16 protein-coding genes are annotated in these 19,426 nt (G+C 68.0%); 5 read left to right on the top strand and 11 right to left on the bottom strand.

What is annotated here, in order from left to right; genetic code table 11:
- Nucleotides 1-78 precede the first annotated feature (78 nt).
- Nucleotides 79-1,896, bottom strand: a complete 1,818-nt coding sequence (locus J8I35_RS02200; RefSeq protein ID WP_209924341.1) for a methyl-accepting chemotaxis protein — start codon at nt 1,894-1,896, stop codon at nt 79-81.
- A 28-nt stretch (nt 1,897-1,924) separates the two neighbouring features.
- On the opposite strand from J8I35_RS02200, the gene J8I35_RS02195 reads away from it, so the two are divergent.
- The 3 genes from J8I35_RS02195 (at nt 1,925) to J8I35_RS02185 (ending at nt 5,950) form a co-directional block, all read left to right on the top strand.
- Nucleotides 1,925-2,221 (top strand): hypothetical protein, encoded by a 297-nt coding sequence (locus J8I35_RS02195; protein WP_209924340.1) that lies wholly within the window; start codon nt 1,925-1,927, stop codon nt 2,219-2,221.
- Nucleotides 2,218-3,804, top strand: a complete 1,587-nt coding sequence (locus J8I35_RS02190; RefSeq protein ID WP_209924339.1) for a methyl-accepting chemotaxis protein — start codon at nt 2,218-2,220, stop codon at nt 3,802-3,804. The genes J8I35_RS02195 and J8I35_RS02190 overlap by 4 nt, the downstream gene beginning before the upstream one ends.
- 184 nt (nt 3,805-3,988) lie before the next feature.
- Complete coding sequence (locus J8I35_RS02185; RefSeq protein ID WP_124555360.1) at nt 3,989-5,950, top strand: phosphatase PAP2 family protein; 1,962 nt, start codon at nt 3,989-3,991, stop codon at nt 5,948-5,950.
- Nucleotides 5,951-5,984: 34 nt separating this feature from the next.
- On the opposite strand, the gene J8I35_RS02180 is transcribed toward J8I35_RS02185, so the two are convergent.
- From J8I35_RS02180 to J8I35_RS02140, 9 genes are read right to left on the bottom strand one after another with little or no spacing between them, the layout of a single operon-like run.
- Nucleotides 5,985-6,227: a hypothetical protein gene (locus tag J8I35_RS02180; RefSeq protein WP_209924338.1), complete on the bottom strand. Its 243-nt coding sequence runs from the start codon at nt 6,225-6,227 to the stop codon at nt 5,985-5,987.
- 53 nt (nt 6,228-6,280) lie between these two features.
- Nucleotides 6,281-7,804: an altronate dehydratase family protein gene (locus J8I35_RS02175; RefSeq protein WP_050016812.1), complete on the bottom strand. Its 1,524-nt coding sequence runs from the start codon at nt 7,802-7,804 to the stop codon at nt 6,281-6,283.
- Nucleotides 7,801-8,964 (bottom strand): mannitol dehydrogenase family protein, encoded by a 1,164-nt coding sequence (locus J8I35_RS02170; protein ID WP_209924337.1) that lies wholly within the window; start codon nt 8,962-8,964, stop codon nt 7,801-7,803. The genes J8I35_RS02175 and J8I35_RS02170 overlap by 4 nt, the downstream gene beginning before the upstream one ends.
- A 31-nt stretch (nt 8,965-8,995) precedes the next feature.
- Nucleotides 8,996-10,006, bottom strand: a complete 1,011-nt coding sequence (locus J8I35_RS02165) for a zinc-binding alcohol dehydrogenase family protein (RefSeq protein ID WP_089490426.1) — start codon at nt 10,004-10,006, stop codon at nt 8,996-8,998.
- A gap of 22 nt (nt 10,007-10,028) precedes the next feature.
- The gene (locus tag J8I35_RS02160) at nt 10,029-10,904 is read right to left on the bottom strand and encodes an amidohydrolase family protein (RefSeq protein ID WP_209924336.1); all 876 of its coding nucleotides are present in this window, start codon (nt 10,902-10,904) and stop codon (nt 10,029-10,031) included.
- Complete coding sequence (locus J8I35_RS02155; protein ID WP_124555364.1) at nt 10,901-11,917, bottom strand: aldo/keto reductase; 1,017 nt, start codon at nt 11,915-11,917, stop codon at nt 10,901-10,903. The genes J8I35_RS02160 and J8I35_RS02155 overlap by 4 nt, the downstream gene beginning before the upstream one ends.
- 29 nt (nt 11,918-11,946) lie before the next feature.
- Nucleotides 11,947-12,894: an ABC transporter substrate-binding protein gene (locus J8I35_RS02150; RefSeq protein ID WP_209924335.1), complete on the bottom strand. Its 948-nt coding sequence runs from the start codon at nt 12,892-12,894 to the stop codon at nt 11,947-11,949.
- A gap of 42 nt (nt 12,895-12,936) precedes the next feature.
- Nucleotides 12,937-13,968: an ABC transporter permease gene (locus tag J8I35_RS02145; protein WP_050016800.1), complete on the bottom strand. Its 1,032-nt coding sequence runs from the start codon at nt 13,966-13,968 to the stop codon at nt 12,937-12,939.
- Nucleotides 13,961-15,505 (bottom strand): sugar ABC transporter ATP-binding protein, encoded by a 1,545-nt coding sequence (locus J8I35_RS02140; protein WP_124630168.1) that lies wholly within the window; start codon nt 15,503-15,505, stop codon nt 13,961-13,963. Before J8I35_RS02140 ends, J8I35_RS02145 begins: the two co-directional genes overlap by 8 nt.
- A gap of 233 nt (nt 15,506-15,738) precedes the next feature.
- Here J8I35_RS02140 and J8I35_RS02135 point away from each other — a divergent pair, with 233 nt between their 5' ends.
- Entirely contained in the window at nt 15,739-16,440 is a 702-nt protein-coding gene (locus J8I35_RS02135; protein WP_050016796.1) for a FadR/GntR family transcriptional regulator, read from the top strand.
- Nucleotides 16,441-16,479: 39 nt separating this feature from the next.
- Here J8I35_RS02135 and J8I35_RS02130 read toward each other — a convergent pair whose 3' ends face one another.
- Entirely contained in the window at nt 16,480-17,808 is a 1,329-nt protein-coding gene (locus J8I35_RS02130) for an MFS transporter (protein WP_209924334.1), read from the bottom strand.
- A gap of 581 nt (nt 17,809-18,389) precedes the next feature.
- Here J8I35_RS02130 and J8I35_RS02125 point away from each other — a divergent pair.
- Entirely contained in the window at nt 18,390-19,334 is a 945-nt protein-coding gene (locus J8I35_RS02125; protein WP_050016792.1) for a helix-turn-helix domain-containing protein, read from the top strand.
- Nucleotides 19,335-19,426: the final 92 nt, after the last annotated feature.

Here is a 19,426-nt window from a genome sequence, read left to right as displayed (position 1 = left end):
CGTCGGCGGGTACGCCAGCCGGACCGACTTAGCCGCGCCGCATGAAACAGGGGCCCGCGGGCCCCGTCAATCAAACCATCACACCGCCACCGCGCGCTCCGCCAGCTTGAACTCGCCCACCGTCTGCGCGAGCCGGGCCGCCTGCTCGCGCAGCGACGTCGCCGCGGCCGCCGATTGCTCGACGAGCGCCGCGTTCTGCTGCGTCGTGTCGTCGAGTTGCGACACCGCCTGATTCACCTGCTCGAGCCCCGTGCTCTGCTCCTTCGCGGCGACGCTGATCTCGGCGATCACGCTCGTGATGTTGCGCACGCCGTCGACGATTTCGTCCATCGTCGCCCCGGCCGTCTGGACGAGCCCGGAGCCGCCCTCGATCTTCTCGACCGACGAGTGGATCAACTGCTTGATTTCCCGCGCGGCCTGCGCGCTGCGCTGCGCGAGCGCACGCACCTCGCCGGCGACGACCGCGAAGCCGCGGCCATGCTCGTTCGCGCGGGCCGCCTCGACGGCGGCGTTCAGCGCGAGAATGTTGGTCTGGAACGCGATGCCGTCGATCACGCCCACGATGTTGGCGATCTCTGCCGACGCCTGCGTGATGTCGTTCATCGTCGACACGACGTCGCGCACGACCGTGCCGCCCCGCAGCGCGACATCCGACGCCGATTCCGCCAGCCGGTTCACCTGGCTCGCCGCATCGGCCGAATTGCGGGCCGTGCCGGCGATCTCCTCGAGCGCGGCCGCCGTTTCCTGCAGGCTCGACGCCGCGTGTTCGGTGCGGGCCGACAGATCCTGGTTGCCCTGGGCGATCTCGGCGCTCGCGAGATTGACCGACGCGCTGAACGCGCGGATCTGCAGCAGGATCGCACTGATCTTCTCGGCGAACGCGTTGAACGCGCGCGCGATCTGCGCGGCTTCGTCCGCGCCGTCGGCCGGCAGGCGCTTCGTCAGGTCGCCGCTGCCGCTCGAGACGTCCGTGAGCGCGTCGCGCACCATCAGGATGCGCTTGAAGGCCGCGTTCGTCATCGCGCCGACGAGCGCGGCCGCGATGATGGCGACGATCACGATCGCCAGCAGCGTGGTCGTCGCGACCGCGCGCATGCCGGCCGTCACGTCGCCCTTGTCGAGCGCGAGCACCAGCGACCAGTCGGTGCCGACGATCGGTTGTGCGCGCATCAGCTTGGCGGCGCCGTCGATGTCGACCGCGACGGGCGCCGACGCCGTCTGCAGCGCGCCGAGGTGACCGGCATCGAGTTCCGGCGACAGGCCGGTGGCCGGCTTCATGATCAGGTCGGTCTTGGCCGACGCGATCACGCGCGCGCCCTTGTCCACCAGGAACGCGAAGCTCGCCGGCGTCGGGTGAACGGAGGTCACGATCGAGCTCACGTTCTCCATGAACAGGCTGGCCGCCAGCACGCCCTTCACCGCGCCGTCGCGCACCACCGGCACCGCGAACGCGACGGCCGGCTTGCCGCTTGTCGCATCGCGGTAAAGCGCCGTCACGATCAGATGGCCCGCGCCGACGGCCTGCTTGTACCAGGGCCGCGCGGTCGGATCGTAGCCGGGCGCGAGCGGCACGTTCGAGAACGCCGTCTTGTCCGGCAGGCCGAGCGTCAGCACCTCGAAGCCGCCCGACTTGCCGAGCAGCTTCAATGCCGGCACCGGATCGCCGTCGCCGATCGCGATCGTATCCGCGAGCGCCTGGGTTTCGCGCGACCGGCTGGCCACCCATTCGTCGATCGCTAGCGCGTGGCCAGCGAGGATCGATTTGTGATTCTGGTCGATGGCCTCGTCGTTGTGGGTCTTGACGACGTAATAGACGAGCCCGCCGGTGACGGCCAGCGCCGTCACGACGATGGCGACACACGTCGCAAGTATCCGTGCGCGAATTGATGACAGCATGATGACTTCGGTCTCCGTTACCGCGTGATTGAAATGGATCGCTGAAAAGGGCGACCCTGATCCGTTTAACGGCACCGTCGGCGGGAAGTTGAGCGATGCCGGACGGACGGCGACCGGCACGGGTACGCCGAGGCAGAAACCGGTTGTGGTACGCGAAAACGGAGCCGTTCGTCCGTTCGGCGTGACGAATGCGGAGCGCTGGCGGATTTTTTTGACGACAGGCAACCCGCAAACGATTGCCTCGGGCGACGGTCCTAAACTGTTCGTTCCCCGTTCCGTTAATCAGGAAATCTATTTAATACCCACAACTGGATTCTTCCTATGAACGATCGACGATTAACGGTTCGCACGAAGCTGATCATGGCTTTCGGGCTTCTTACATGCACGGTTGTGCTCGTCTCTCTCGTCGGCATCGTCTCGCTCGGCAACGCGAACGCGGCATTCGAGAACTATGTCAACGGCACCAACGCCCGCGCGACCCTGGCGGACAAGGTTCTCGCCGCGGTCGACCGGCGCGCGATCGCCGCCCGCAACCAGGTCCTCGCGGCCAGCCCGCGCGACGCGGACATCGAGAAGGAAGCGGCGCTGCAGGCCGATCGCGAAGTCGGCGCGCTGATGGGCGAACTGACGAATGCGGTCCGCGAGGGGAGCGGCGCGTCCGACAAGTCTCGCGAACTGGTTCGGCAGATCGGGGCGGTCGAGGCGCAGTACGGCCCGGTGGCGCGCGCCATCGTCGATGCGGCGGCGAACAACCGGCGCGATCAGGCGATCACGATGATCAACGAACAGTGTCGACCGCTGCTGGCCCAGCTCGTCGCGGCCACCGATGCGTATGCGAAGTACTCGCGCTCGCGGGCCGACCAACTGGTGAAGGAATCGGACGACCGTTATACGTCGCGACGACTGATGCTGATCGCGATCTGCATCGCCGCCGCCGCCGCGGCCGCGATCTCGGGCCTCTTCATCACCCGCGGCCTGCTGCGCGCGCTGGGCACGGAGCCTGCCGTGCTCAGCGATATCGCCGGCCATATCGCCGCCGGCAATCTCGGCGCCGAAGCCGCGACCGGCGCCGCGCCCGCCGGCAGCGTGCTGGCTTCGATGCGCGACATGCAGGCAAACCTCATCCGCCTGATCTCGGAGGTTCGTACCGCATCGGGCAACGTCGCGACCGGCGCCGGCGAAATCGCGTCCGGCAACCAGGACCTGTCGTCCCGAACCGAACAGCAGGCCGCGTCGCTGCAGGAAACCGCGTCGAGCATGGAGCAATTGACGTCCACCGTGCGCCTGAACGCCGACAACGCGCAGCAGGCAAGCGGCCTGGCCAACAACGCATCGGAGGTCGCGCAGCGCGGCAGCTCGGCCGTCGGCCTGATGGTCGACACGATGACGGACATCAGCGCGAGCTCCGCCAAGATCGCCGAGATCACCGCGATCATCGAAGGGATCGCGTTCCAGACCAACATTCTCGCGCTCAACGCGGCCGTGGAGGCCGCCCGCGCCGGCGAACAGGGCCGCGGCTTCGCGGTGGTGGCGAGCGAAGTCCGAAGTCTTGCGCAGCGTTCGTCGAGCGCCGCGAAGGAAATTCGCGAGCTGATCTCGCAATCGGTCCGGAAAATCCAGGACGGCTCGCATATCGCGAACAACGCGGGCGACACGATGAGCGAGGTCACGCACGCGATTTCGCGCGTGACCGACATCATGGGCGAGATCGCCGCGGCATCGAGCGAGCAGAGCCGCGGCATCGAGCAGGTCAATCTCGCCATTACGCAAATGGACGAGGTCACCCAGCAGAATGCGGCGCTCGTCGAGCAGGCGGCCGCCGCCTCGAAGTCGCTCGAGGAACAGGGAAACCGGCTTGCCGAGGCCGTCTCGCTGTTCCGGCTGGACACGCGCGCGGTGGGCGCGTAGGCCGGCGCCCTCTATCGATGACGGACGGCACATGAATTCCGCCGTCCGTCATGTTCAGCACCGGAAATTAACCAGATAGTGGGAATTTTCGCCGTCGGCGTACGACGCGAAACAATTCCGTAACGACCGCGTAACGATCGCTGACCACAATCCTCCGTCTTCTACCCTCAGGATGGAGTCTTGCATGTTTGCGTCACGAAGCCGTTTCCCGCTGCACGTCGCGGCATTGTCGAGTGCGATCGTACTGGCCGCGTGCGGCGGCGGCGACGACGTCGCGTCGACCGCCACGATCGCCGCGGCCGTTCCGGCGCCGCCCGCCGACCCCGGCTTCGTCGACAGCGCGCCGATCCCGAGCGCGCCCGCTTTCGTCGACAACGTCGCGACCAACCAGCGCGGCGATGCGCGCTATGCGACGCTGTCGACCAACGCCGCGGTGCGCGTGTTGAGCCGATTTCTCGATCTGTGGCAACCGGCGACGATGCTGGTCGACGCGGGCGTGACCGCGCCGGCGAACGGCGCGTTCCCGGCCATCTCGCCGTCGACCTGCTCCGGGCTGCCGAACAGCGGCGTGCCGTGCGGCACGATCCTGAACGATGCGGTGCTGTCGGCCAACGTGCAGTATGTGGTCAACGCGACGACCGCCCGCACGCCGCAGCAGGCCGATGCCGCGTACTACGACGACCGGCGCGGCAAGGGCTACAGCGTGACCGACGGCATGGGCCCGCTCACCGCCGCATGGCGCACCGCGGCCCAGCAGACCACCAGCATCACCAGCGTGCCCGCCGATGCGACGACCGTGCTGTACAACGATTCCGGCAACAACGTCGGCGTCGGCAGCAGCGGCGGCAACGCCAGCTTCGGGAAGGTCGTCGACCTGCTCAACGAAATGGGCAACAACGCGTCGACCGAACCGTCGAAGCGCTTCTTCAAATATGCGCGCCCGTACCGCTGGAGCAGCAGCGTGGTCGTCGCGCCGACGCTCGTGCCGGCCGAGAGCACGACGCCCGCGACCGACGGCGGCTTCATCAGCGGCCACACGGCCGAGGCGATGCGCGATGCGACGACGATGGCGTGGCTCGTGCCGGAACGCTTCCAGGAAATGGTCAGCCGCGGCCTCGAACTCGGCGAGAACCGGATTCTCGCCGGCATGCATTCGCCGCTCGACGTGATCGGCGGACGCATGCTCGCGCTGGCCGTCAGCGCGGCGAACCTGACCGCATACGCCGGCGACGCACAGGCCGCGTACACGCAAGCCCATCAGACGCTGCAACAACTGACGGGCACGAGCGCGACGACCTTCTCCGCATTCGCGCGCTCCGGCACGACGGCCACCGACCGGTTCGCCGACTACACGACGAACAAGACCGCATTCCTGCGCCGCATGACGTTCGGCTTCGGCGCGATCGAATCGACGAACGCACCGCCGGTCGTGCCGAAGGGCGCGGAGATCCTGCTGCAGACGCGCTTTCCGTACCTGAGCGCCGACCAGCGGCGCGTCGTGCTGAAGACGACCGAGCTGCCGTCCGGCTATCCGGTGATGGACGACGCGGAAGGCTGGGGCCGCCTGAACCTGTTCGCGGCGGCCGACGGCTACGGCGCGTTCAACGGCAACGTGATCGTGTCGATGGACGCATCGCAAGGCGGGCTCAGTGCTGCCGACCTGTGGCGCAACGACGTCGCGGGCGCCGGCAAGCTGACGCTGCAAGGCAGCGGCACGCTGACGCTGGCGGGCAACAACGCGTACACGGGCGGCACGCAGGTGAGCGGCGGCACGCTGGCGGCCGCGTCGCCGACGGCGTTCGGCAAAGGCGACGTGTACGTCGGCCCGGGCGGCAGCGTGCGGATCGCGGCCGCCGCGCCGGTGACGATCGCGACCCGCTACACGCAGCTCGACAACACGACGCTCGAACTCGATATCGACGGCAACGGCGGTGGGCGTCTGCGCGTGGGCGGGCCGCTCACCGTCACGGGCGGCACGCTGCACGTGACATTCGTGAACGGCTACGCACCGAAGGCCGGCGACACGATCGCGCTGATCGACGGCGCGGCGGCGGCCGCGAAGTTCGCGACGGTGACGGTCGACGGGTTCAAGGCCACGCCGGTCTACACCGCGACGGGCGTGTCGATCACGCTGTCGGCGGCGTAATCGGCAGCGAAGCTCGATCCTGCAACGGCGCCGCTCACGGGCAAGGCCGCGTACCGAAGCGCCGTTGCAGTTCGATGATCGTCGGCAGGTTGAAATCGTGGACGTCCGGCGCGGCGCCGCCCTGCCGCCGGCTGACCTCGACACTGAGTTCCAGCGCACGCGCGCGCGTCTGGGCGAGCAACCTCAGCGCCTCGCCGAGCAAGCCCTTCTCGAGTTCCGACAGCGAGCCGTCCTGATCGATTTCGCCGATCGTCGGCTCGCGCATGCGGGTCTCCATCGCGGCTTCTCCTTCGCTGTCCGATTGCGCGCGGTCGCACGTCGCGTCGCGCATCACATGACCGCGCCGCGCAGCCACGGCACGAATTCGCGTTCGCCGATGCCGTTGTCCTCGCTGCGGGATCTGCGTCCGGACGCGACGTCGAGCATCAGCCGGAACAGCCGTTCGCCCGCTTCATCGACCGTCAGCGAACCGGCGACGATCCCGCCACTGTCGAAATCCATATCCGATTGCATCCGCTCGAACAGGCCGGTCGTCGTCGCGATCTTGATCGTCGGCACCGGCTTCGAGCCGAACACCGAACCGCGGCCCGTCGTGAAGCACACGAGATTCGCGCCGCCGGCGATCTGCCCGGTGGCCGACACCGGGTCGTAACCGGGCGTATCCATGAACACGAGCCCGGCCTGCCGCACCGGCTCCGCATAGTCGTAGACCGCGCGCAGCGGCGAGCGGCCGCCCTTCGACACCGCGCCGAGCGACTTCTCGAGAATCGTCGTGATGCCGCCGGCGAGGTTGCCGGGCGACGGGTTGTTGTTCATTTCGCCGCCGTCGTCGGCGACGTAGCGCTCCCACCACTGCAACCGGCCGAGCAGACGCTCGGCCACGTCGCGCGACGCCGCGCGCGCGATCAGCAGATGCTCGGCGCCGTAGATCTCGGGCGTCTCGGACAGAATCGCGGTGCCGCCGTTGCGGACCAGCAAGTCGACGGCCGCGCCGAGCGCCGGATTCGCGGTGATGCCCGAGTAGCCGTCGGAGCCGCCGCATTGCAGGCCGACCGTCAGCCGCGAGGCCGGCACGGCGCTGCGACGCGCACCGTCGGCCGCCTCCACCAGTTCACGCACGATCGACACGCCTTTGGCCACGGTGTCGCGCACGCCGCCCTCGTCCTGGATCACCAGCGTGCGCACGGTGCCGGGCGCGGCCGCGTCGAGCCGTTGCGCGAGCGCGCCGACCTGGTTGACTTCGCAACCAAGGCCGACGAGCAGCACGCCCGCGAAATTCGGGTTCCGTGCATAGCCGACGAGCGTGCGCCGCAGCAGTTCGATGCCGTCCCCGGTCGCGGACATCCCGCAGCCGCTCTGATGGGTGATCGCGACGACGCCGTCGACGTGACCGAACGCATCGAGCGCGCCGTGCCGGTAGGCATCGGCGATCGCATGGCAGACGCTCGCCGAACAATTGACGCTCGCGATCACGCCGACGTAGTTGCGGGTCCCCACGCTGCCGTCGGGCCGCACGAATCCGTCGAAGGTATCGCGGCGATCCGTCGCCACGTCGTGCGCGTCGCCGACGAGCCCGTCGTCGTGCGCATGCCGCTCGGGCATCCCGACGTTGTGCACGTGCACGTGCTCGCCCGCGGCGATGTCGCGCAGCGCGACGCCGATCGGCTGCCCGCATTTGACGATCGCGCTGCCGCGCGCGATCGGCGCGGTGGCGACCTTGTGGCCGGCCGGTACCGCGTCCGCCAGCCGCAACGGTGCGCCGTGCACGTCGATCGGCACGTCCGGCGCCAGCGCGTCGAGTGCGACGGCGACGTTGTCGTTGCCGTGAAGGATCACGACTGCCGGTTGCTTCACGATGTATTTCTCCCAGTGGTTGCGATGCCGGCCGGCTCATAGCGGGCGACGAGTTGCCGCAAGCGCGGTTGGTCGGCCGGCACCGCCAGCGAATCGGCGAGCGCGAGCAACGGCTCGATCCGCCGCGCCACCTTCTCGCGATGGTTGACCGCGATATCGGCGATGCGATGCGCGAGAAACGGATTCAGAAAGCGCTCGCGCACGCTGTCGACGTAGCGTTCGGCCGTTTCGCGCAGGCCGAGCGCGACGAACACCGGCGCGACTTCGTCCCGCCACACGGCCTCGAGACCGTCGCGCAGCCGCGCGTCGTTCATCGCGTTCAGCACCGTTTCCGATGCGTCGCGCCCGGCCGCGAGCCACTGTTCCGCGAGCCAGCTGTGCCCGAGATTGAGGAAGAACAGCTTCAGCCGCTCGTGGCTGCGCAAATCGTCGGTGACGACGATCTGTGCATGCCGGCACGGCAGCGCCATGCCCGCACGTCGTTCGATCGCCCATAGCGCATACGGCTCCGCGATCGCGCCGACCGGATGAAGCGGCTCGGACACGATGCGGTCGACGAGCGAGTTGACCCACACGCAGCGGTTGCCCAGATAGTCGGCGAACGCGTCGGGCAGCCGCCACCGGCGTGCGAGGCCCAGCACGATGTCGCGCAGCGTGTCGCCGTTGTTCGTCACCAGTTCGCAAGGCAGGATGGACACGCCGTCATCGGGCCGCACCTGCCAGCGCGCATGCAGCAGCGCGAGCAGCTTCGCCGGAAAGCCGTGCGGCGCTTGCCCGGGTTGGGCCAGCAGGTCCACGGTGTCGCGCGGATCGGCACGATAGCCTGCGTCGCCGGTGTTCGACACGATGGCGCGCACCGTCTCGATCGCGGCGCCGCGTATCTCCGCCCAGTCGCGCTCGGCGTCCCACGCGCGATGCACGGCGCGGCACTCGACGACTTCGTCGACCACGCCGCCGCGCTCGCGCCCGCGAATCCGCACCGGATACCGGCCGGTGGCACGCAGCGCGTCGATGCGGGCGCGGCTGGCCGGATTGCCGGTCGTCTGCACGATACCGATGCCGCCCATCGCGTGGGCATCGTCCAGCGCCTGCGAGACGAACAGGTCGACGTGCGCGAGCAGGAAGCGGCTCGTGCCGAATTGCAGGATCGGCGGCGTCATCGCGTGCGCTCCGCGTGCCGGATTCGCTGGATCAGCATTCGACGAGCGCCTTCACGACGGTCTGCCCTGCATCCAGCAGACGCGGCAGCGCGTCCGGCACCTCGTCGAGCCGCATCCGGTGCGTGTTCAGCGCGCGGTCGGGAATCCTCCCTGCCCGCATCGCGTCGAGCACCGTCGCGAAATCCTCGGCCGTCGCGTTGCGGCTCGCGAGCAGCGTCGTTTCCCGTTTGTGGAATTCGGGATCCGAAAACGCGACGTGCCCGCGCACGATCGAGATCAACGTGTATTTGCCGCCATGCGCGACGAATTCGAAACCGCGATTCATCGCATCGAGGTTGCCGGTCGCGTCGAACACCGCATCGAAATACTCGCCGTTCGTCAGCGCGGCGAGACGCGCCGCGTCGCCTTCCCCCACCTCAACCGCCGCATCGACCGCCAGATGCTGGCGGCAAAACGCGAGCCGGTCGGCCCGCGTGTCGAGGCACGTGACGTCGGCGCCGCGCAGCTTCGCGAAGATCATCGCGGCCATGCCGATCGGCCCGGCGCCGACGACCAGCGCGCGCTGCCCGGCACGGACGTCCGCGCGCCGCACCGCATGCGCGCCGATCGCGAGAAATTCCAGCATCGCCGCCTGGTCGAGCGAAATGCCGTCGGCCTTGTGGACGAACTGCGCGGGCACGCTCAGGTATTCGGCCAACGCCCCGTCGCGATGCACGCCGAGCACCTTGATGTTCACGCAACAGTTCGTGTTGCCGTGACGGCATGCGACGCAGTGTCCGCACGACAGATACGGCATCACGTATACCGCATCGCCGGCGCCGAGCCCCGACGCCGGCTCCGCGTCGACGACGACCGCCGAAAGCTCGTGGCCCATCACGCGCGGATAGTCGAGGTACGGCTGGTTGCCGGTAAAGATGTGCAGGTCGGTGCCGCAGATGCCGACCCGTTGCACGCGCAACAGCACTTCGCCGCTGCCGCGCACGGGCGGTTCGCGATGCTGCACGCGCAGCACGCCGGGGGATTCGCAAATCACGCTGAGCATGTCGGGTTCCTTTCGTTCTGGTTCATTCGTCGTGGCGTGCGGTGTCGATCCGGTAGAAGCGGCGCGCGTTGCCGCCGAAGAGGCGATCCAGCGCCGCGGCGCCGAGCAACCGCGCGCAATCGTCCTCGCACGCGGCCAGCCATTCGCCGTAGCCGCCGCATGCCGACGCGAGCCGCAGCACCGGCCAGTCGCTGCCCCACATCAGGCGCGTCGGCCCGAACAGATCGGCCAGCGCATCGACATACGGCCGCGTGCGCGCGCGCACCGCATCCGGGCCGGCCGACGGCCCCGCTTCGGTCCAGAGGCCGGACAGCTTGCAGTGAAGGTTCGGCAGGCGCGCGAGCCGGCTCATCGCGGACAGCCACGGCTGCAATTCGCCGCGCTCGATGAACGGCTTCGCGCCGTGGTCGATCACGATCGGCAGATCCGGATGGCGTCGCGCGAACGCATGCAGCGCATCGAGATGACGCGGCATCACCAGCGCATCGAAACCCAGCGCATGCTTGCGCATCGCGGCGACCGCGCGATCCAGCCGCGGATCGTCGATCCACGCGTCGTCCGGCAGATCCTGCAGCATCGGTCGCAAGCCGCGCGCCTTCGGCGCGGATGCAAACGCCGCGATTCGCGCCGGTGCGTCGTCGGCCTTCAGGTCGACCCAGCCGACCACCGCGCCGACGCTCGGCGTTTCAGCCGCGAGATCGAGCAGAAAGCGCGTATCGGCTTCGCTCGGCAGCGACTGCACGAGGACGGTGGTATCGATGCGCGCCGCGTCGAGCAGCGGCGCGAGATCGGCCGGGCCGAAGTCCCGGTGAATCGCATCGAGTTCGGCCGGCGGCCAGCAACCGGCTCGCGCACCGATGCGCCAGTAATGCTGATGGGCGTCGATCCGTGCGGTCATGCGCGTGCTCCCGGCACCGGCGCGTGCGCATCGATCAGACCTTCGTCGCGCAGCGCATCCCACAGCTCGGCCGGCGCGGGGCGCTCGAACCAGTCGATGTTCTGCTTCAACTGGGCCACGCTGCGCGCGCCGACCACGCACGACACGACGGCCGGATGGCCGAACGGAAACTGCAACGCAGCGGCGGGAAGCGGCACGTCGAAGCGGTTGCACAGCGCGCCGAGCCGCGTGGCCTTGTCGATCACGTCGGCGCTCGCGTCCGCATAGTCGAACTTGCCGTTGCCGGCGAGCAGGCCGGAATTGAACACGCCGCCGATCACGATCGCCGTCCCGTCACGCGCGCACGCGTCGAGCAGCGGTTCGAGCGCCGTCTGTTCGAGCAGCGTATAGCGGCCGGCCAGCAGCACCGCATCGAGTTCCGCTTCGTTCCGCGCGTCGGCCGCGACTTCCCATTCGTTCACGCCGAGACCGAACGCGCCGATCTCGCCGCCCGCGCGCAGCGCGTCGAGCGCGCGAAACCCGCCGCCACGCGTCAACTGTTCCCAGTAGTGCGCGTGACGATCGCCGTGCGTCATCGCGCCGATGTCGTGCACGTACAGCATGTCGACGCGCGCGAGCCCGAGCCGCTGCCGGCTGTCGTCGTGCGAGCGCATGATCCCGTCGTAGCTGTAGTCGTAGACCGGCCGGAACGGCAGCGGCTCGGCCCAGCCGTCGTCGCCCGGCTGCACGCTGGCGTCGGCGCGCATCAGCCGCCCGACCTTCGTGCTGAGCGTGAACGCGCGGCGCTCGCGCGGGGCGAGGCCGGCCCCCACGCGCCGCTCGGAAAGCGTGTAGCCGTAATACGGCGCGGTGTCGAAATAGCGCAGGCCGGCCGCCCACGCGGCGTCGACGAGCGCGGCGGCATCGGCGGCCGACATCGGCCGATAAAGGCCGCCGAGCTGCGAGCAGCCGAGGCCGAGCGCGGACACCGTCAGCCCGCTGCGCGGCAAGGTGCGCGTATCGTTTGCGTTCATGAGGCGTGACTGGATGCGGGGTAAAGGGATCAGTACAGGACGTTCTTCGCGGCTTGCGAATCGAGATTCTGCTTGTCGACCATCACGACGCCGGTATCGATCAGCTTCGGCGCGGGCTTGCGCTCGATCACGTCGAGCGCGGTACGCACGCCCTGGTTCCCCATCTGCCACGAGCCCTGCACGGCGATCGCCTGCACGGTGCCGTCGCGCACGAAGCCCTGCAAGTCCTCGTTGCCGTCGAAGCCGATCGCCACCACCTTGCCCGCCTTGCCGGACTGCTTCAGCGCCCGGCCCATGCCGACCGCGGTCGGCTCGTTCGCGCCGAAGATGCCCCTCAGGTCCGGGTTCGCCGACAGCACGTCGGTCGTCTGGTTCAGCGCGGTCGCCATTTGCGATTGCGAGTAGTAGGGGCCTACGACCTGCAGCTTCGAATGGCTCTCGAGGTACTTGCGGAACCCGCCGACGCGGCTGACCTCGGACCCCGCGCCCGGCACGTACGACATGATCGCGATCTTGCCGGACTGCCCGACGCGCTCGATCAGCGCCTTCGCGCACAGCGCGCCCGCCTTTTCGTTGTCGGTCGACAGGAACGCCTGGTAATACGGCTTGCCGGCGTCCGCGATCGCAGAGTCGATCAGCACGACGGGAATGTGCGCTTCCCACGCCTTCTTGATCGCGGGCACGAGCGCATCGGGATCGGACGGCGCGAGCACGATGCCCGCCACGTGACGCGTGACCGCGTTGTCGACCATGTTGACCTGCCCGCTGATATCGGACTCGGCCGCTGGGCCCTGGAACGTCATCGTGTAGCCCTTGGCGCCGTCGAGCGCCGCCTTCGCGCCCTTCTGCACGTTCTGCCAGTAGTTCGAATTGACCGTCTTGACGATCACCGCGATCTCGCCGCCCGCCGCATGCGCGCCGCTGCTGCATACCGCGAATACGCACGCCGATGCCGCCAGCAGGATGGATTTGTTCATGTCTCGCTCCGCTTCTCGTTGGTAGGGACTGCTTGCTGCCGGTCAGGGCCGGCGATTGCGCAACTGGTCGATCCACACCGTGCCGAGGATCACGACGCCGATGATGATCTGCTGGATGAAGCTCGACACGCCGTTCATGTTCAGGCCGTTGCGCAGCACGCCGATCACGAACGCGCCGATCGCCGTGCCGGAAATCGTGCCGACGCCGCCCATCAGCGACGTGCCGCCGATGACCGAACTGGCGATCGCGTCGAGCTCGTACATCACGCCTTCGTTCGGCTGCCCGGTGACGAGCCGCGACATCAGCACGCAGCCGGTCACGCCCGCGAGTGCGCCGGACAGCACGTAGGTGAACAGCTTCACGCCCTGCACGTTCACGCCCGACAGCCGCGCGGCTTCCGCGTTCGACCCGACCGCGTAGATATGCCGGCCGAGCGACGTTCTCGACAGCAGCACGGACACCACGACGAACAGCACGACCATGATCACGACCGGATACGGGATGCCGGGAAAGGTCGTGTCGGGGAACCCGTCCGCGCCGATGTGCGAGATCCGCAGCAGCGCGCCGTTGCCGAGCGCGCCGAACGCGTCGCCGAGATCCGAGACCGGCCGCGCGCCGGTGATCTGCAGCGCGATGCCGCGCGCGACGAGCATCATGCCGAGCGTCGCGATGAACGGCGGCAGGCCCATCTGCGTCACGCAGATGCCGTTGACGAGCCCGCACAGCGCGCCGACCAGGATGCCGGCCGCCATCGCGGCGGGCACCGGCACGCCGGCCTTGACCAGCAGCGCCGCGCACACGCCGGCCAGCGCGAGCACCGAGCCGACCGACAGGTCGATGCCGCCGGTGATGATCACGCAGGTGGCGGCCACGCCCAGATAGGCGATCGACGTGACCTGCAGGCCGACCGTCATCAGGTTGTCGACCGAGAAGAACGCCGCGCTCGATATCGAGAACGCGAACACGAGCACGACGAGACTGCCCAGCGCCGCGAACTTCTGGATCAGGTCGCGCCGCCGCTGTCGCGCCGCCCGTTCGTCGGCCTGGCTTCGATCGGATGTCATTTCAAGCATGGGAACGCCCCGACGCGTAGTGCATGATCTCCTCCTGACTGGTGTGTTGAGTGTCGAGCAACGCGGTCAATCGACCTTCGTGAAACACGGCGATCCGGTCGGTCATGCCAAGCAGTTCGGGCAATTCCGAACTGATCAGCACCACGCCGACGCCGTCGGCGGCGAGCCGGTCCATCAACCCGTAGATCGCGAATTTCGCGCCGACGTCGATGCCGCGCGTCGGCTCGTCGAAGAACAGGATCTTCGAGCCGCGGTACAGCCATTTGCCGATGACGACCTTCTGCTGGTTGCCGCCGGACAGGTTGCGCACGCGCTGGTGCACCGACGGCGTGCGAATCGCGAGGTCCTGCACGTAGCGGCGCGCGACGTCGAGCTCGTCGTCGAAGCGCAGGAATCCGAAGCGTGACGTGATGCCGCGCACGTTCGCGAGCGTGAGGTTCGCCGCGACGGGCATCGGCAGCGCGAGCCCCTCCTTCTTGCGGTCCTCCGACAGATACGCGATGCCGTGCCGGATCGCCTCGCGCGGCGAGCGGATCGTCACGGGCCGGCCGTGCAGCGCGATCGTGCCGCCGTCAATGCGATCCGCGCCGAAGATCGCGCGGGCGATCTCGGTGCGCCCGGCGCCCATCAATCCCGCGAAACCGAGGATCTCGCCGCGGCGCAGCGCGAACGACACCGGCCCGAACACGCCGTCGCGGCGCAGGTCGCGCACGTCGAGCAGCACGTCGTCCGTCGGCACCGATTGCCGCGACGGATACGCGTCGTCGAGCGTGCGTCCAACCATGCGCGCGACGATGTCGTCGATGCTCACGTCGGCGAAATCGTCCGTCGAGATGTGACGCCCGTCGCGCAGCACCGTCACGCGATCGACGATCTGCGCCATTTCGTCGAGCCGGTGCGAGATATACAGAATCGCCACGCCGTCGGCGCGCAGTTCCTCGATGATCCGAAACAGCTGCACCGTCTCCGCTTCCGTCAGCGACGACGTGGGCTCGTCCATGATCAGCACGCGCGCATCGTGCGACAGCGCCTTCGCGATCTCGACCATCTGCTGCTGCGCGATGGACAGCACGCCGACCTTTGTCGTCGGGGCCACGTTCAGCCCGATGCGCGCGATGCAGCGCGTCGCATCCGCGTTCATCCGTTTCGTATCGACGAACGGCCCGCGCCGCGGCTCGCGTGCGAGGAACAGGTTCTCCGCCACGCTCAGGTGCGGGACGAGATTGAGTTCCTGGTGAATGATCGAGATGCCGGCCGCCTGCGCTTCGGAAGCCGAACGAAATCGCACCGGCGCGCCGCGATAGTGAACGACGCCGTCGTCGGGCAGGTACTGGCCGCTGATGATCTTCATCAGCGTGGATTTGCCCGCGCCGTTCTCGCCGCACACCGCATGCACCTCGCCGCGGCGCAGGTCGAGGCGAATCCCGTCGAGCGCGAGGACGCCCGGGAAGCGCTTGCGAATCCCGTCCAGGCGCAGGATCTCCCGGTCGGCTTCGTCGTGCGCGGCCTGACCGGGCAGATTGCGAGGCATTGCCATTGCGTCTCCTTGGGGTGGATCGACCGCGGCACTATCTGGTCAGTCCAATTTGGATGAATTACAGCAATCAAACCAACTTTGGTCAAGCCAATTTAACTATTCACATCTGATCTTACCAATAGTGAAAACCCCGACATCCGGATGAACCTGCTGCCACACGGGGCAAAGCGGCAGGCGTGATAGACTCCGCGACACGCGCTTGCGCCGAAAGCGCATTGATCCCTATCACTCGCATGAAATCGACAGAACCCAAGCGGCTTTACCAATCGGTCGCGGCCCAGATCGTCGCGTTGATTCGCCAGGGCGAATTCGCGATCGGCGAGCGGCTGCCGCCGGAGCGGGAGCTGGCGCTGACGCTCGGCGTATCGCGCCCGTCGCTGCGCGAAGCGCTGATCGCGCTGGAAATCGGCGGGCAGATCGAGATCCGGATGGGCTCCGGCGTGTATGTGCGCGACACGGCGGCCGACGCGGTCGGCCCGATGGCCACGCTCGGCGACAGTCCGTCGGAATTGATGCAGGCGCGCGCGGCCGTCGAGGGCAGCGTCGCCGCGCTGGCCGCCGCGCGGATGACGGCCGCGATGCTCGAGCGCCTGCGCCGCACGGTGCAGCGCATGAAGCGGCTCGCGGAGGCCGGCAAATCCCCGGTCGAAGCCGACCGGCAGTTCCACATGCTGATCGCGGAAGCCGCCGGCAATTCGGTGCTCACCCGCTTCGTCGGCGAGCTGTTCGACAGCCGCCACGACCCGATCGCGACCGCGATGCGCGGCCATGCGGAGAATCCGCAGACGTGGACGGCGGCCGTGCGCGAGCACGAGGACGTGCTCGTCGCGTTGCAGGCCGGCGATCCGATCGCGGCCCAGACGGCCATTCGCGCGCACCTTCGCGCGTCCGAAGCGCGGTGGATCGAGGGTGGGCTGAAAGCCGATCCGGATTGAGCGGGCGCCGGCGCGCGTCGGCGAGGGCGCGGCAACGCGCTATTCGACGCCCTGCCACGCGGCCCGTTCGCTCGCCGTGCGGCGCGACGGCAGCGTGCGCGGCACCAGGCTCGTCACCAGCACCGCGCCGACCACCAGCAGCCCCGCGACCACCGCGAACCCGGCATACGGCGCGCCGGTACGTGCGAACAGGATGCCGACCAGCCACGAACTGAACGCGCCGCCGAGCGAACCCAGCATGCTGATCACCGCGATGCCGGCTGCCGCCGCGCGGCCGGTCAGCTGGGCAGCCGGAATCGTCCAGAACACGATCGGCACGGTGAACGCGCACAGCTGCGCGATCGCCAGCAACGCGACGGTGACTCCTACATGGCCGACCGAGAAGCGCAGGAGCAGCAGACTGCACGCGGTGACGAGCATGCAAGCCACCGTATGCCAGCGGCGCTCGCCGTATCGGTCGGAACTCCATGCGATCGCCACGTTGCCGATCATCGTGAACACGGAAATCAATCCGGACAACCAACCGATTCCGGTAACGCTCGCGACCCCGGCCGCCTTCAGCACCGTGGGCGACCAGAACGTCACCGTCCCCATCCCGACGTAGACGCAGAAATAGATCGCCGCCAGCCCCAGCACGCGCGCGTGGCGAACGATGTCGAGCACGCCCGTTCGGTCATGGCCGACCACGGCCGACGCCCGCTCCGCGTCCAGATCGCGCAACAGCGCCTGCCGGTCCGCAGGCGACAGCCATGCCGCCCGTTCCGGCCGGTCGCTCAGCATCAGCGGCGCAACCAGCCCGAGCGCAATGGCCGGCAATCCCTCGATCAGGAACAGCCACTGCCATCCGCGCAACCCCATCGTGTCCTGCAGGTGCGCCATGATCCAGCCGGACAGCGGTCCGCCGATCATCCCCGCGACCGGAACGGCGAGCAGCAGCACGCTGTTGACGCGGGCGCGCACCCTATCCGGAAACCAGTACGACAGGTACAGGATCAGGCCCGGAAAGAAGCCGGCCTCGGCGGCGCCGAGCAGAAACCGCACCACGTACAGCGACACGCTGCCGGTCACGAACATCTGCGCGACCGTGCACAGGCCCCACAGCGCCATGATCCGCATCAGCGTGCGGCTCGCGCCGATGCGCGCCAGCAGCAGGTTGCTCGGCACCTCGAACGCGGCGTAACTGATGAAGAAGATGGCCGTCGCGGAGCCGAATACGGCTTCGCTCAAGCCGAGATCCTGCAGGAACTGCAGCTTGGCGAACCCGATGTTGACGCGATCGATGAAGTTGACGACGTAGCAGACGAACAGAAACGGAATCACGCGCAGCGCGATCCGGCGATACAACAAGGCAGGGGGTGACTCGGACATGGACCGCTCCCGGTATGTGGACAAGCGTCACGAACAGGCGAGGCGTTGCGGGGTAATTATACAAATCCCGTATTTCGGGATTTATTGGTAGTTAACACGAGAGGAGGAATCGCGCGTAGCCTGGGCCATGACGTGAATCGGCATCCGACAGTTTTGTAAGAAAATACCGATGGTGCGCGATCGTGTTGACCATGAAGCCCCCGTTACTCGGCAGCGCGTGACGCCATGTGCAAATCCCACCGCAAAAATAAGTTTAATCCCCTATAATGAGATTTTAAAAAATAGGGTTGTCAACGACATTCGTCAGTCGATATCGCCCGGCACCCCCGAATTTCTTTCGGTTTGGCTATGCGCCGCCGCCCTCCGCGGGCCGCTCGCTCGACAAACGCCACCGGACTTTTCGATCGCGTCACGCGGTGTTTTTTTCTGGATATGATCGTCGGCAGGACTGACCGCGTCGCACCGCGCGTTCGGAAAGCCATCCGGGCGGCGCGCGCATGGCGCGATCGCGCTGCCCGCGCCGGCAGCATGAGCCGGCTTCGGCCGGCATCGAATTTGAAACGGGATGCATTCGCCACGCCATGAACCTGCGCGCTGAAACACTGTGCTTCTCGGATGTGTTCCTCCATTCCCAGGCGATCGTGAACTGGTCGCAGCACTACGACCAGATCAGTCCGGGCACCGCGACGACCACGCTGCGCCAGGTCGCCGGCCAGCGTTTTCACGTCTTTCGCGAACGCATCAACCAGCGCGTGATGCAGCACGGCCTCGCGCCGCGCGACCGGCTCTGCTTCGCGCTGCCGATCGCCAGTGCGGTCGCGCCCGTGGTCCAGGGGCGCACCGTCGAGCGGCCGAGCCTGCTGACGCTTCGCGGCGGCGAGGAATTCGTCGCCCACCTGCCGTGCGACACCGAGGTGCTCGCGTTCACGATCGACCGCACGCTCGCGGCCGATCGCGAGGTGGACGAACTCGCGAACCTGCCCGCACGTTTCCTGAAGCAGCCGGTGCTGCCGATCTCGCCCGCACGCTACCGCAACGCGCTGGACGGCCTCGAACGCGTGCTCGGCCAGGCGCTCGACAGCGGTTCGCTCACCGCGCGCGATGCGTTCGACGAACGCGTGCTCGCGCACAGTCTGGTCGGCATCCTGCTCGACCTCGTGCAGCCCGACGACCCGGATGCCGGTGCGCTGCCGTCGGCCTCGACGCAAAGCTACATCGTGCGGCGCAGCCAGGAAATCGCGCTGGAATCCGACGACGTACCGACGGTCATCGATCTCTGTCATCACCTGCGGATCAGCCGCCGCACGCTGCAATACAGCTTTCAGAACGTGGTCGGCACCACGCCGACCGCCTATCTCCGCTCGATCCGGCTGAACGCCGTGCGCCGCTTCCTGATGACGACGCCCGACACGATGCGGATCGGCGACGCGGCGGCGCAATTCGGCTTTTGCCACTTCGGACGCTTCTCCGCGTACTACCAGCAGCATTTCCACGAACTGCCGTCGCACACGCCGCGCCTGAGCTGAGCCCGCGACAGACGCATGGCGGCGTCGCATCCGGGTAATCCCCTGCCGCCCCCGCCCATGCGGATTGCCGATTACGGACAACGCCCGTTTTT

Source organism: Burkholderia sp. CpTa8-5 (genome assembly GCF_017815045.1).
Taxonomy (GTDB): domain Bacteria; phylum Pseudomonadota; class Gammaproteobacteria; order Burkholderiales; family Burkholderiaceae; genus Burkholderia; species Burkholderia sola.
Note: the sequence above shows the minus strand (reverse complement) of the source record. Positions and strands in the feature narration are given on the sequence as shown.

Bases quoted from the DNA above. Each gene is read 5' to 3' on its own strand.
- J8I35_RS02125 (WP_050016792.1), top strand. From the start codon at position 18,390: ATGAACCTGCGCGCTGAAACACTGTGCTTCTCGGATGTGTTCCTCCAT.
- J8I35_RS02155 (WP_124555364.1), bottom strand. From the start codon at position 11,917: ATGAACGCAAACGATACGCGCACCTTGCCGCGCAGCGGGCTGACGGTG.
- J8I35_RS02145 (WP_050016800.1), bottom strand. From the start codon at position 13,968: ATGCTTGAAATGACATCCGATCGAAGCCAGGCCGACGAACGGGCGGCG.
- J8I35_RS02135 (WP_050016796.1), top strand. From the start codon at position 15,739: ATGAAATCGACAGAACCCAAGCGGCTTTACCAATCGGTCGCGGCCCAG.
- J8I35_RS02200 (WP_209924341.1), bottom strand. From the start codon at position 1,896: ATGCTGTCATCAATTCGCGCACGGATACTTGCGACGTGTGTCGCCATC.
- J8I35_RS02160 (WP_209924336.1), bottom strand. From the start codon at position 10,904: ATGACCGCACGGATCGACGCCCATCAGCATTACTGGCGCATCGGTGCG.
- J8I35_RS02185 (WP_124555360.1), top strand. From the start codon at position 3,989: ATGTTTGCGTCACGAAGCCGTTTCCCGCTGCACGTCGCGGCATTGTCG.
- J8I35_RS02150 (WP_209924335.1), bottom strand. From the start codon at position 12,894: ATGAACAAATCCATCCTGCTGGCGGCATCGGCGTGCGTATTCGCGGTA.
- J8I35_RS02190 (WP_209924339.1), top strand. From the start codon at position 2,218: ATGAACGATCGACGATTAACGGTTCGCACGAAGCTGATCATGGCTTTC.
- J8I35_RS02140 (WP_124630168.1), bottom strand. From the start codon at position 15,505: ATGGCAATGCCTCGCAATCTGCCCGGTCAGGCCGCGCACGACGAAGCC.
- J8I35_RS02165 (WP_089490426.1), bottom strand. From the start codon at position 10,006: ATGCTCAGCGTGATTTGCGAATCCCCCGGCGTGCTGCGCGTGCAGCAT.
- J8I35_RS02170 (WP_209924337.1), bottom strand. From the start codon at position 8,964: ATGACGCCGCCGATCCTGCAATTCGGCACGAGCCGCTTCCTGCTCGCG.
- J8I35_RS02180 (WP_209924338.1), bottom strand. From the start codon at position 6,227: ATGGAGACCCGCATGCGCGAGCCGACGATCGGCGAAATCGATCAGGAC.
- J8I35_RS02130 (WP_209924334.1), bottom strand. From the start codon at position 17,808: ATGTCCGAGTCACCCCCTGCCTTGTTGTATCGCCGGATCGCGCTGCGC.